This window comes from Shewanella frigidimarina NCIMB 400 (assembly GCF_000014705.1).
GTDB classification, from domain to species: Bacteria; Pseudomonadota; Gammaproteobacteria; order Enterobacterales; family Shewanellaceae; genus Shewanella; species Shewanella frigidimarina.
In genome coordinates this window covers 549,921-563,597 of sequence record NC_008345.1, presented here as the reverse complement: position 1 = coordinate 563,597, position 13,677 = coordinate 549,921, and the positions used below count along the sequence as shown (strand labels likewise).

Below are 13,677 nucleotides of genomic sequence, written 5' to 3'. Positions count from 1 at the left end.
TCGCTTTGATTAACCCATTTGGCTTAACTTATGAGCAACAGCCTTTCTCTTTATTGCCTTTTGGGATCATGTCCCACAAGACTTTGGCCATTAACACCGCCAGCACGATACCAGATATAGCCACGACACCTTGCGGTAATAAAGCATGCTCTTCGCCAATTTGCGGCATCACTTCAAAACCGAAGGTATCCACTAGATAATTGACCAATACGCCAAATACTAACGCCACACCGATAACGCCACCTAAGTAACCATATAATGCACGCTTGCCTAACTCTTTAGTCACCACGCCTAAGGTTGCAATATTGGTTGCAGGGCCTGCCATCATAAATACCAGTACCGCGCCGGGTGACACCCCTGCTAATAGCAAGCCTGCAGCAATAGGCGTTGAAGCCGTAGCACAGATGTACATTGGGATCGACACAAGAACCATCACTAACATTGCCGGAATGCCGTCGCCCCATTTGACTAAAAAGTCAGCCGGTACATAAGTTTGTACTATGGCTGCAAAAAATAACCCGACTAATAACCACAAGGTGGTGTCTTTCACTAAATCTGTGGCGGCGTAATGCAAACCCGATAACACACGGCTGAATACACTGTTGTGCTTCAACTCTGTTGCCATATCTTGGGTCGATGCGCAGCAACTGGCTTCATCACTACTTTTACTTGCTGCGTGGTTTACTGTCGCTGCTGTGCTGCAACAGCTTGTCGATATCGCTTCGACCTTTGGCTCAGCTTTGCTACTGCAACAACTTGATGTAACGGTTGCAGCTGGTGTTTCATCTTTTACGTCATCTTTTACTTTTGTACTGCAACAGGCAGCAGGTGCAGACTCGGCTGGTTTATCCGCAGCTTTACTACCACAGCAACTGCTTTGCTTTACTTGCGAACGACTGCCACCGATTGATTGCGCTGCTGTCATCGGGCTCAATATCGATCCTGAATTAACTGATTCTGATTTAATCGCTGTCATTTTCACGCTAGCATTTTGCATAGTGCTAGTGGTTGTTTTACCTATAGATGTCGTTTCAGTGCTAGCTTCTGCGCTGGCGTCTGAGCTAGCAGTTGATTTGGATCCACAGCATGATGATACCGGCTTGGCACTCGCTGATGAATCTGTGGCCGTTTTCGCTTTAGCAGATGTTGACGCAGGAATACCATCATCGTCATCTCGGCCCACTAATAAACCCGCCACTATCGCGCTAGTAATCGCCGCTATCGGACGCACTATCGCCATAAAAGGCCCGAGTAATACATAGGATACGGTAATTGAGTCAACGCCAGTTTCGGGTGTAGACACTAAAAAAGAGGTTGTAGCGGCTTTTGAGGCGCCAGCTCGACGTAAACCAACTGCTGCGGGGATAACACCACACGAACACAAAGGTAAAGGTGCACCTAATAATGCTGCCTTAACGACGGTTTTCATTCCATGGCCGCCAAGTTGCTTTTGCATCCATGCCATCGGCACAAATACTTTTAGCAACCCGGCCAGCACCAAGCCCAGTAACAACCACGGAGCAGATTCTAAAAATAAATGAAGAAAATTGGTCAATAACATACTTAATCCTTATGACCTGAATGAGCAAAATGATGATGTTCTTTTTTAGCAATAATGTGTTTGTCAGACGACTCTAACGCTTCAAGTATCGAGCAATGCTCGGCGCTATCAGGGCCACCACAACAGGTATTCGATAAACTTTTTAGCGATGTTGCAAAGTGTTGTAACTCGGCCAGTTTGGCTTCCACTTGCTCAAGCTTGGTATCAACCAAACCTTTAACGTCTGCACATGCACGATTGGACTTGTCCACTTCGATAGATAATAAATCGGCAATATCGTTAAGCGAGAAACCAACCGCTTTAGCGCGTAATATAAACTTGAGCCGTTCAGAGTCAGCTTGGTTGTATAACCGATACCCAGAATCAGAGCGACTTGAAGGTGATAACAAACCATGCTTTTCGTAAAACCGTAATGTGTCTGCTTTAATGTCATATAAAGCAGAAAGTTTGCCTATTCGATACATATGTTAACTCACCATCATGATCTGAATTTTACCTGAGTATAAACCTTGGAGTTTAATCCAAGGTCAAGGGTTATTGGATAATTATTTTTGCGTACCTTTGTTCTTATTTCAATATTGTGAAATCACACAGAAAAAACACCCAATAGAAGCGGTTTACGATAAAATACGCCCGCCTGATCACAACACAGTAAGCCTCGACGGTGTTAAGCAATCTAAAAAACACTATGAGGGACTTTGGTAAAGCAGACTTTAATTGACTCTGTTTTACTAAAGCTCCTTAAAATCAAACTAGCGGACCTGTACCTACATGAATAATGTCAGACCAATTCGTCGCGCGCTATTAAGCGTATCAGATAAAACTGGAATCCTTGAGTTTGCACAAGCGCTGCATGCACAAGGTGTTGAACTCTTATCAACGGGCGGTACTGCAAAGTTACTTGCAGACAATAATATCCCGGTAATGGAAGTGTCTGACTACACGGGTCACCCAGAAATTATGGATGGCCGTGTTAAAACCCTACACCCAAAAATTCACGGTGGCATTCTAGCTCGCCGCGGTATTGACGAAATCGTCATGGAACAAAACGCCATTAAGCCTATCGACTTAGTTACGGTTAACTTATACCCATTTGCTGAAACCGTTGCAAAACCAGGTTGCACCTTAGCGGACGCTGTTGAGAACATCGACATTGGCGGCCCAACCATGGTGCGTTCTACGGCTAAAAACCACAAAGACACAACAATAGTCGTTAACGCTAAAGATTACGGCCGCGTGATTGCAGAAATGCAAGCCAACAACGGCAGCACTACTTTAGAGACGCGTTTTGACTTAGCCATTGCCGCCTTTGAACATACCGCAGCGTATGACGGCATGATTGCTAACTACTTTGGTACTATGGTGCCAGCGCACAGTAACGACGAATGTCATGACGATTCAACGTTCCCACGTACTTTCAACAGTCAGTTTGTCAAAAAACAAGACTTACGTTACGGTGAAAACAGCCATCAAAAAGCGGCGTTTTATGTCGACACGCAAATTGATGAAGCTTCAGTTGCCAGCGCGATTCAGCTACAAGGTAAGGCTTTGTCTTACAACAATATCGCTGATACCGATTCAGCTCTTGAATGTGTAAAAGAATTCGAAGGCCCAGCCTGCGTTATCGTTAAGCACGCCAACCCTTGTGGTGTGGCATTAGGCGCTAACTTATTAGAAGCTTACGACCGCGCATTTAAAACCGACCCAACATCAGCCTTTGGTGGCATCATTGCCTTTAACCAAGAGTTAGATGCACAAACGGCGCAAGCCATTGTTGACCGTCAGTTTGTTGAAGTCATCATTGCCCCTAAAGTGAGCCAAGCCGCACGCGACATCATTGCTGCTAAAGCTAACGTGCGTTTATTAGAATGTGGTGAGTGGAATACTAAAACCACAACGCTTGATTACAAACGTGTTAATGGTGGCTTGTTAATACAAGACCGCGATCAAGGCATGGTGAACTTAGAAGACGTTAAAGTCGTGTCTAAGCGTCAACCAACTGCTGAACAGTTAAAAGACTTAATGTTCTGCTGGAAAGTGGCTAAGTTTGTTAAATCTAACGCCATTGTTTACGCTAAAGACGGCATGACTATCGGTGTCGGAGCAGGCCAAATGAGCCGCGTATATTCAGCTAAAATAGCGGGTATAAAAGCTGCCGATGAAGGCCTAGTGGTTGAAAATTCAGTAATGGCATCTGACGCTTTCTTCCCATTCCGTGATGGTATCGACGCAGCAGCAGCGGCAGGTATTAGCTGCATCATTCAACCGGGCGGTTCAATTCGCGATGAAGAAATCATCGCCGCAGCAGACGAGCACGGTATGGCAATGGTGTTTACTGGCATGCGTCACTTCCGCCACTAAGCAACGCTAATATCAAATATGGGTATCGCTTATCAATCATGTTTTTGCTAAATGCTTTTGCAAAAATAGATAACAAGCGATACTTTTTAAATTTTGTTTAAACGAATTAGAGCATAGCTATTTTTTCTAGTTCAATGAAAGCACGCGCAGCTTATAAGTATAAGTGAGCATGCTTGAAGCAGAAATAGAGAACATAGCGCAGCTATAAAAGGATTGAAGATGCAGGTACTTATAATTGGTGGCGGCGGTCGTGAACATGCTCTAGCTTGGAAAGCGGCTCAGTCAGCTCAAGTAACAAAAGTGTTTGTTGCACCCGGTAATGCTGGTACGTCTTTAGAACCTAAGTTAGAAAACGTGGCTATTGATGTTGAACAAATTGACGCACTTGTCACCTTTGCCAAAGATAACGCCATCGCAATTACCATCGTCGGCCCAGAAGTGCCATTATCACTGGGCGTAGTTGATGCTTTTAATGCTGCAGGCTTACCTATTTTTGGCCCAACTAAAGGCGCGGCACAGCTTGAATCTTCAAAAGCGTTCACCAAAGACTTTTTAGCGCGCCACAACATTCCTACTGCTGATTACTCAAACTTCACTGAGATTGCACCGGCTAAAGCTTATGCGGCAATATTAACCGCTAAAACGGGTTTCCCAGTCGTGATTAAAGCCGACGGTTTAGCAGCAGGTAAAGGTGTGATTATCGCAGCTAACCAAGTTGAAGCGGATGCCGCGATTGATGACATGCTCGCGGGTAATAAGTTTGGTGATGCCGGTTCACGCGTAGTGATTGAAGAGTTTTTAAAAGGTGAAGAAGCCAGTTTTATCGTAATGGTAGACGGCAAAAACATTCTTGCTATGGCCACCAGCCAAGACCATAAAGCTCGCGACAATGCAGACCAAGGCCCTAACACTGGCGGCATGGGTGCGTACTCACCAGCTCCTGTGGTAACACAAGCTGTACACGATTGGACTATCGCTAATGTTATTCGCCCAACAGTTGATGGCATGACAGCTGAAGGTAATGTTTACACCGGCTTTTTATATGCCGGGTTAATGATTGCACCAGATGGCAGCGCCAAAGTACTTGAATACAATTGCCGCTTTGGCGACCCAGAAACCCAGCCTATTATGATGCGTTTGCAATCAGATATCGTTGAACTTTGTTTAGCCGCAACTCGTGGAGAATTAGACAAAGTCACAGCAGAGTTTGACTCACGTGCAGCAGTAGGTGTTGTCATGGCAGCTGGCGGTTATCCAGATGCTTACAATAAAGGCGATGTGATTGACGGCCTAACCCTTGGCGACACTAACGGTAAAGTGTTCCATGCAGGAACAAGTATGAAAGATGGCCATGTGGTGACTAACGGCGGCCGCGTATTATGCGCTACTGCTCTGGGCAACACAGTAACCGAAGCCCAGCAAGCCGCTTACGATTTAGTGGATGCCATTCATTGGGATGACGTGTACTTCCGTACTGATATAGCTTACCGCGCCATTGCTCGTGAACAAGCTAAAACCTAATAGTAGATTTGGTTTAGCTTGTTAGAAAATCCCTTTGATGGCAACAACATCACAGGGATTTTTTATATCCGCTTGTAACGCAAAAGATTAATTACTGTTTACATTATCCATAACCCGCAACTTTTATGATTTAGATCACAAAAATGCCCCTACTCAAGGCGCAAGCTAGTAACTGAAAAGGAGTGTGATTACCTTGGCTGTTATTCAAACTCCTGAACTTTAGATAACGTACTCGTAATGATTATTGGAGGATAAAATGAAAGTTAATACTAGCGACCTGATTTATCAAGGTGAAAAAGCCGGAGTGCATAATTGGGACACCTTCTCGGGCACCTCTTTCTATTGGCATCCAGATTGGTTACATATTGCAGAAGATATGACAGGCCATAAAGCCCTAGAAAAAATTGATATTCCTCAAGGTGAAGCCACTAAAGCTGATGCCGAAAAGGCCATCTTAAAACATTTAAATAAATAACTGGCTTAATATTGTCATTAATAGCCATAAATTGCGTCCAAAGAACGATCAAATCTGCACGTTTTCATGAGGATACTTCTGGTCCCACCAGATATCCTCAGCGGCTATTTATTCACATTAACCGACCTATTTGACATATATAACCACGCAAAGTAATTAACCAAGCATACGATTGAAAAGCTGCAACAATTTCCCTATCAATAAATGATTACTCAAGCCTAACAATGTTCGACTTAACAGGCATTTTTATGTCAGGATGTGCTTCTGTTACAAATAAGTTACTAACTTATTATGATAACACTTAGCCAACTCACACGAATGAGATATTGGTCAAAAATAATAACAACAAAGGAAGTAGTATGTCTCAATCGGCGTCGTTCAAACCGTCTTCATCGGAGCACAAGCAACCCAGCTTACTTGATGCACTTATCCCCGTTTTTGCCCTTATTCTTATGCTCGCGGCAGCAGTTTATCTGTTTTCTTCAGACAGTTCATCAGGCGCCAATCAAATCGCATTAGTGTTAGCAGCATGTATTGCGATGATAATCGGTTATAAAAATGGTTATAGCTGGAATCAAATGGAACGAGGTATCGTCAAAAGTATTGGAGTGGCGACCGGTGCTTTATTAATTCTATTCAGCGTAGGTTCGCTCATTGGTACGTGGATTTTAGCCGGTACAGTTCCGACGATGATTTATTATGGTATGCAAATCCTTAACCCAGACTACTTTTATACTGCCTGCTGTTTATTGTGTGCGGTGGTTGCACTGAGTATTGGTAGCTCGTGGACCGTTGCAGGTACCTTAGGTATTGCCTTAGTCGGTATTTCGTCTGCTATGGGACTAGACGTTAACATTACTGCTGGCGCTATTATCAGTGGCGCCTATTTTGGCGACAAAATGTCGCCAATGTCTGACACCACAAACCTTGCACCTGCTGTTGCGGGAACGGACATTTTTAGCCATATCCGCCACATGACCTGGACCACTGTGCCGAGCATTATCATTGCCCTTATTGGCTTTACTTTTTTAGGCCTTACAGCAGATGTCGTACCAATTGAAAATCAACTCGTAGATACATTGGCTTTATTGGATAAAACCTACAGCCCAGGAATACATTTATTGATCCCGTTATTAGTGGTGTTGTATTTAGCTAACCGCAAAATGCCAGCGTTTCCAACGGTCATATTAGGTACGTTAGCTGGCGCGGTATGCGCTGCATTATTTCAGTTTGATAACGTGATTGCCTTTGTACACGACGACACATTATTGCCAATGGTCGCGTTAGTGAAAGGTTTATGGATAGCCATGTTTGACGGCTATGTCGCTAACACGGGCGATGAGGTATTAGATAATCTATTGAGTCGTGGTGGCATGAGCAGCATGGTAACAACGGTTTGGCTTATTCTGTGTGCGATGGCATTTGGCGGCGTGATGGAAGTCACCGGATTATTAAATCGTATTTTAGAAAGTATTCTTACCGTCGTCACTGGCACGGCCAGCTTGATTATTACTACTCTTGGTGTGTGTATTGGCGCTAACATCATTACTGCCGATCAATATATTGCCATTGTACTGCCAGGCAGAATGTTAAAGGTGGAATACACTCGCCGTAAGTTGGCCGCAGTTAATTTAAGCCGCACGTTAGAAGACTCAGCAACAGTAACCAGCCCGCTAGTGCCTTGGAATACCTGTGGTGCCTTTATGGCCAGTACACTTGGCGTAGCCACTATCGCTTACCTGCCTTATGCCTTCTTTAACTTAGTTTGTCCGTTTATCAGTGCATCTTATGCTTATTTCAATTTCAAAATTGAACCATTAGACGAAACTAAAATAAGCACTGGCGAAGTCGTTGGTTAATTAACAAGTCGTTATTAACCTAGGAATGGGCGGTTAACCAAAACGATCTTTTAACCAACCATAATGATAATAACCCCATTGCCCAAGCCGTCTTGCTTGGGTGAAGGGAAACTTAGGCAAGGGTTGTTGATACAAAGGCAAATTGGGTAATGTTTCTCCGGCAATACTTTGTGCTAAGCGATACGCAGCCTGGCTACTAAACGACACTCCCGCACCACAATATCCTAAGCTGTACCCTACGCCGTCTTTGCTATACACATGGGGCATATCATCCATTGCAGCAGCAATCCATCCGGTCCAATTATAAGCAATAGCTTTACTGGTTAAACTTGGAAAGCACTTATTTAACGCCATTTTTAAACGCTCACCATAAACGGGATTCGCAGCATCTTTGCCCCACACCGCACCACGGCCACCAAACAACAATCGATTATCGGGTAATAAACGGTAATAGTATTTTAAAATACGGGTATCCATGGTCACTTGATGAGTATGCAAACCCGCCTCTGCAAGCTCTTGCGCGGTAAGCGGTTCGGTGACAATCACATTGCTTAATATTGGCAAAAATTTATCGTCTATGCGCTGGTTAAACCGTTTAGGCGTATAAGCATTACCCGCCATAATCACTTTGTTGGCAATCAGTTCGCCTTTATCGGTAATTAAACGATGTTTACCACCCTCTTCAATCCAATCTAATACGCAAGATTGCTCAGAAATAGTCACGCCTTGAGCTTGCACCATGTCCTTATAACCTAATAACAATTTAAGCGGATTAAGACCAAAACCGTCTTTTAAACGCAGCGCACCAAAAGCTTGATGATGATCTAAATATTGGGATCGAAAATCTTGGCTTGAAATAAACTCGGCGCCCGAGTCTTGGCTACTGGCTAAGTGTTGTTGAATATAATTAGCGGCATTTTGCAGCGTGACTAAGGCTTTAGGATTATGCGCCACCTTTAAGTAGCCCGCTTCTTGCGGTTCACAGGCGATATTATGTTGTTTAATTAACCCATCGACTCTAGCCACGGCTTGGGTAAATTCATCGTATATGCCCTTGGTCGTTGCTAAGTCCCAACGCTCAGTCATGGCGGCGTACCCTAAACGCCCCGATCCTTTTAACACAAACCCAGCATTGCGCGCACTCGCCCCAAAACCTACTTGATTGGCCTCTAACACATGGCAATCTATATTGAATTCGGTTGCCAAATAATAGGCTGTTAATAAGCCTGTGTAGCCACCACCCACAATAGCCACATCGGTTTGTTGGCGGCCAGACAATGCAGCAGCTGGTGCGGGTAAGGCTTGAGTGTTTGCCCAATAGCTAGGGGCAAACGTTTGATTATTAGGATGCGAGTTAATCAGCGGATCGTACATATTGGTCTTCTTTTTTATTATTGATTTACAGAGCAGACATTAAAATAACAACAGCATTTCACAGGCAACACAGTGGCAATCTTCACCGCATAATACGCAAATATAATCATCACCCATATAACGTTGATGCCAGCGCTGCGGATGCTGTTTAATTAACTTACCACCCGCCTTAGTAAAATATCGCACCGCAGCATTATTAGGGCTTTGCTGCCATAAATGACTCACCCCAGCTTTAGCCCCTTGGGCAATAACCGCAGCTTTAGAGGCAGCTAATAATTTGCCACCAAGCCCTTGTCCTCGGCCAGATTCAGCAATGGTATTTGATTTGAAATAACACACATCTTCAAATTTCACACCCCACTTATCAACCGTACACCACTGATCTTGCGGCCATTGTCCCGCGGCATACGTTAACCGAAAGCCAATAAGTTGTTCATTTTCAAGCGCGACAAAATTGGCATTAATGCCATTTTTAATGCCTTTGTGATAAATCGCTGTCAGTTCAGCGATATCCATATAACCACTGCCGTGGACTATTTCACCTAGGGTTATCACTGCATCAAAGTCAGCGGGAGTCAGTTGTCTAATCATAATCATTATTATTTTTGTTGGTTTAAACTCACTTTATCACACGTTATTATCGGTAAGTTAACGATGTTAATCTTTTGTGATAATTTGGCGATAAGTAGGTGAGATCACCTGTGCATACTGGCTGCAATTAAACAAAAGGAGCTCGGTTATGAAACGTACACTAGTGACTGCAAGTCTTATGGCTGCTGGATTATTTAGCCTTCCAACGTTGGCAGCGGATATTGAAGTTAGCGTGACCAATTTAACTCACGGAAATCACTTCACCCCTATTTTGATCGCAGCCCACGACGCTGACAGCCACCTATTTCAAGTCGGAACTGAAGCATCCGCAGCCTTACAAAAAATGGCTGAAGGCGGCGACATTGCCGACTTAGATGCTGCGGTAACCGGCAATGCAGGCGTCACATCAGCAAATCCTGCAACGGGGTTACTTGCCGCAGGTGCAAATGTTAGTGGCGTAATGCTTGATACTGGCGACAACACCCATTTATCTATCGTAGCTATGGTGTTACCCACTAACGATGCTTTTATGGGGCTAGATGGTTGGGAAATCCCTACTGAAGCGGGCACGTACACTATGTACGTCAATGCTTATGATGCTGGCACAGAAGCCAATGATGAAATCATCAATGGCGGCGGCATGTCAGGCGTACCGGGTATTCCTGCAGCACCAGGTGGTGACGGTGGAGCTAATGGCACTGGCGTGATGGATAACTCTGACAATAGCAATGTACATACTCACCCTGGCGTTTTAGGTGACATGGACCCTGCTGGTGGAATGAGTGATTTAGACAGTCGCGTTCATCGCTGGTTGAATCCTGTAGCCAAAGTTGTGGTGACAGTAAAATAAGGAGGTAGCCCATGAAACGCACTGACTTTACACTTAAGCCCAGCTTAATTGCCATGCTGGCTGCTGCAACCCTGCTTACCGCCTGTGGCGATGACAACGATGATGATACTACTGTTGTTGTCACCCCGCCTGCGCCAGTGATGCAAACCTTCACGGTGACCGTGACTAACCTGACGGCTAACCAACCAATGTCGCCGGTTATCTTAGCCTCTCATGCTAGTGATGCCATGTTATGGAACGCCGGTGAAATGGCCAGCGAAGCGATAGAGAAAATAGCTGAAGGTGGTGATACTGCCGACATAGCAGCACTAAGCGTGATCAAAAGCAGCGTTAACGGCACAGGCTTATTAATGCCTGGTATGTCAGAAACGCTGACCTTGACCCTAGATGAAGCCGACGTAGCGAGCATTAGTTTAGCCACCATGTTGGTTAACACTAACGATGCCTTTACCGGTATTAACAGTTACACCATTGCCGGAATGGAAGTGGACGCTACAACCGCGATGAAGTTTATGGCTTATGATGCTGGCACTGAAGCCAACAGCGAAGCCAAAGGCACTATGCCAGGACCCGCTGATGGCGGCGAAGGCTTTAACGCCAGCCGTGATGATGTCGACTTTGTGCATATTCATCCGGGTGTTATTTCAATGTACGACGGCTTAACAGATTCGGTACTGGGTGCATCGCACCGTTTTGATAACCCGGTGTTAGCTGTCACTATTATGCGTACTGAATAATCTTAATCAGTCGTATCGACTGAATGAATTTCAACCACATTGAAATTTATTCTCCTCAAAGCGGGTCTAAGTATTAATGCAATTACTGGATTTGCTTTGAGGAAGTCACCATGAATGGAACCGCGAAACATAATGGCCATGTTTGTCCGCAACATATTTTGCTAGTCGAAGACGAACAAGACTTGGCTAAGTTAATCATACTTAACCTCAAAGCACTCAACTACAGCGTCGACCACGCCACCACCTTGAAGCAAGCCATGCACATAATCGAGCATAAAAAGCTCGACCTTATATTAATGGATCGCATGCTCCCCGATGGTGATGGCATTATGCTGTGTGAGCAACTACGCCAAGACGGTAAGGAAGTTCCACTGATGCTACTAACCGCCAAAGATTCAGAAGCAGATGTGGTACTTGGTCTTGAAGCTGGGGCAGATGATTACCTCGTCAAACCTTTTAGCGTATTAGAGCTGCGCGCACGAGTAAAAGCACTATTAAGACGCGGCAAAACGCAACATGAACAAACACAACAAATTGAATTTAACAGCGTATCCATTAACTCCAGCACCCGTGAAGTTACCGCCTTTAATAAAGCGTTAACCCTCACCGCCCGCGAGTTTGATTTACTGCTATTTTTAGCCAAACACCCGCAACAAGTCTTTAGCCGCATGCAACTGCTAGAAGCGGTATGGGGCTATAACTACGATGGCTATGAGCACACTGTAAACAGCCACATCAACCGTTTACGCAACAAGCTTTCTTTGTGCTCGCCTGAACATGATCTTGTCAAAACCGTGTGGGGCGTAGGCTACAAATTTTCACCACCAGAGGTGCAAGCCCACTAATGAATCGCTTATTTAATCGGTTGTTTTTAGCATCCACAATCATCGTGTTATTACTGTTTGTCGCGTTATGGCAATGGCTACAACTTAACCATGAATTTAGCCGTAACCAAATTCAGCAATCACTGCACCTACAACTTGCCGAGCACATGGCGCACATCAATCCTTTATTATCGCAAGGGATCACGTCAGACGCCGCACTTAAAGAAGCCTTTCACGACTTTATGTTGCTAGGCCCAAGTTTTGAAATTTACACCTTAGACCCTGATGGCAACGTGATTGCTTATGACGCCAAAGAAGAAAAAATTAAAACTCACCGAGTCGATACGGCAATCATTCAGCAGTTTTTAAATGGCGTCAGCCTACCTGTACTTGGTACCGATCCGCGTAGCGTAGATACCCACAAGATTTTTTCCGCCAGTAAACTTGTCACCAAAGATGGGCTTCATAGCGGTTATTTGTATGTCATCATTGGCGGTGAAGATTACGACAGCTGGCAGGCACTGATTAACGCCGAAAATCAACCTAAAATCTGGGGCGCTACAATCGGATTTTGGATCATTTTTGCCTTAGTGCTATTCGTGATTTTATTGCGCTATTTTACCCGCCCAATCCAAAAGCTCGCGCAAGACTTAACCGAACTTAAAAACACCCCAATGTCAGACAAACTGATGTTACCCCAGCGTTATCGTGGCAGCTTAGAAATAAGCCAACTGAGTCATCATATCAATCATTTATTGCAAGAAATCCAATTGCAGCAACAACAAGTTAAACGCCAACAACAAGCTAAGCATGACTTTTTACTGCATTTGTCTCATGACTTAAAAACCCCGCTTACTGCATTGTTAGGTTATATCGATACTTGGTTAATATTACCCGAGCACGAACGGGACGAAGCGTTGATCCAATATGCAGCAAACTCAGGCCAAACCTTGCAACAACTACTAGCACAGTTATTAGAATTGGCCGCCCTAGAAAATGGTCAAATCGATGCACAACTTCAACAAGTCAACCTAAGCGAACTGCTTAGCGATATTGAACAAACCTTTACCCCACGAGCAAAAAAGCTCGGGGTTCAATTAGATTTTGACATCAACCATGCCAGCCAAATCTATACCGACCCCGCACTAATGCGCCGCATACTCAATAACTTGGTCGATAACGCCCTGCGCTACACCCCCGCTGGTGGCAAGATACAAATCGTCAACGCACAACACAACGGCCAACAATGGTTAACCGTGCGTGACACTGGCGCTGGCATGCACAAGCATGAAGTTGACGCCCTGAAGCAATTGTCGATGACAAGGTTGTCGTTTGAAGCGAATCAAAGCCTGCCACAACTCGGCGTCGGACTCGCCATTGTCAGGCAATTATTGGGCTTATTGAAATGCAGAATTGAAATCGACAGCCAACCCGGCGTTGGCAGCGAATTTAAGATAGAGCTTGTAACGCAGGGTTAGGGGTTGAGGTTGAGGTTGAGGTTAGATTTGTTGCGATTGAATATCT

At 44.7% G+C, this 13,677-nt stretch carries 12 protein-coding genes; 8 read left to right on the top strand and 4 right to left on the bottom strand.

What is annotated here, in order from left to right; genetic code table 11:
- Nucleotides 1–28 precede the first annotated feature (28 nt).
- On the bottom strand, nt 29–1,561 hold the full coding sequence (locus SFRI_RS02565) for a permease (RefSeq protein ID WP_011635984.1): 1,533 nt from the start codon (nt 1,559–1,561) through the stop codon (nt 29–31).
- A 2-nt stretch (nt 1,562–1,563) separates the two neighbouring features.
- The gene (gene zntR, locus SFRI_RS02560) at nt 1,564–2,025 is read right to left on the bottom strand and encodes a Zn(2+)-responsive transcriptional regulator (protein WP_011635983.1); all 462 of its coding nucleotides are present in this window, start codon (nt 2,023–2,025) and stop codon (nt 1,564–1,566) included.
- 307 nt (nt 2,026–2,332) lie between these two features.
- Between zntR and purH the strand changes: the two genes are divergently transcribed.
- From purH to nhaC, 4 genes are all read left to right on the top strand, one after another.
- The gene (gene purH / locus SFRI_RS02555; protein ID WP_011635982.1) at nt 2,333–3,922 is read left to right on the top strand and encodes a bifunctional phosphoribosylaminoimidazolecarboxamide formyltransferase/IMP cyclohydrolase; all 1,590 of its coding nucleotides are present in this window, start codon (nt 2,333–2,335) and stop codon (nt 3,920–3,922) included.
- Nucleotides 3,923–4,141: 219 nt separating this feature from the next.
- Nucleotides 4,142–5,443, top strand: coding sequence for a phosphoribosylamine--glycine ligase (gene purD / locus SFRI_RS02550; protein WP_011635981.1), 1,302 nt, complete (start codon nt 4,142–4,144; stop codon nt 5,441–5,443).
- Between the two features lie 256 nt (nt 5,444–5,699).
- Nucleotides 5,700–5,918 carry a hypothetical protein gene (locus tag SFRI_RS02545; protein WP_011635980.1) on the top strand — a complete coding sequence of 73 codons (219 nt, stop codon included), beginning with the start codon at nt 5,700–5,702 and terminating at the stop codon, nt 5,916–5,918.
- Between the two features lie 359 nt (nt 5,919–6,277).
- On the top strand, nt 6,278–7,777 hold the full coding sequence (gene nhaC / locus SFRI_RS02540; RefSeq protein ID WP_011635979.1) for a Na+/H+ antiporter NhaC: 1,500 nt from the start codon (nt 6,278–6,280) through the stop codon (nt 7,775–7,777).
- Nucleotides 7,778–7,810: 33 nt separating this feature from the next.
- Here the strand turns inward: nhaC and SFRI_RS02535 are convergent, their stop codons facing one another.
- Complete coding sequence (locus tag SFRI_RS02535) at nt 7,811–9,151, bottom strand: NAD(P)/FAD-dependent oxidoreductase (RefSeq protein ID WP_011635978.1); 1,341 nt, start codon at nt 9,149–9,151, stop codon at nt 7,811–7,813.
- A gap of 39 nt (nt 9,152–9,190) precedes the next feature.
- Nucleotides 9,191–9,748 carry a GNAT family N-acetyltransferase gene (locus tag SFRI_RS02530; protein ID WP_011635977.1) on the bottom strand — a complete coding sequence of 186 codons (558 nt, stop codon included), beginning with the start codon at nt 9,746–9,748 and terminating at the stop codon, nt 9,191–9,193.
- Nucleotides 9,749–9,890: 142 nt separating this feature from the next.
- Here SFRI_RS02530 and SFRI_RS02525 point away from each other — a divergent pair, with 142 nt between their 5' ends.
- The 4 genes from SFRI_RS02525 (at nt 9,891) to SFRI_RS02510 (ending at nt 13,631) form a co-directional block, all read left to right on the top strand.
- A complete protein-coding gene (locus tag SFRI_RS02525) occupies nt 9,891–10,592 on the top strand; it encodes a spondin domain-containing protein (RefSeq protein ID WP_011635976.1) in 702 nt (233 codons plus the stop codon).
- Nucleotides 10,593–10,603: 11 nt separating this feature from the next.
- Nucleotides 10,604–11,329 (top strand): spondin domain-containing protein, encoded by a 726-nt coding sequence (locus SFRI_RS02520; RefSeq protein WP_011635975.1) that lies wholly within the window; start codon nt 10,604–10,606, stop codon nt 11,327–11,329.
- A 110-nt stretch (nt 11,330–11,439) separates the two neighbouring features.
- Nucleotides 11,440–12,174 carry a response regulator transcription factor gene (locus SFRI_RS02515; protein ID WP_011635974.1) on the top strand — a complete coding sequence of 245 codons (735 nt, stop codon included), beginning with the start codon at nt 11,440–11,442 and terminating at the stop codon, nt 12,172–12,174.
- Nucleotides 12,174–13,631 (top strand): sensor histidine kinase, encoded by a 1,458-nt coding sequence (locus SFRI_RS02510; protein WP_011635973.1) that lies wholly within the window; start codon nt 12,174–12,176, stop codon nt 13,629–13,631. Before SFRI_RS02515 ends, SFRI_RS02510 begins: the two co-directional genes overlap by 1 nt.
- Nucleotides 13,632–13,677 lie beyond the last annotated feature (46 nt).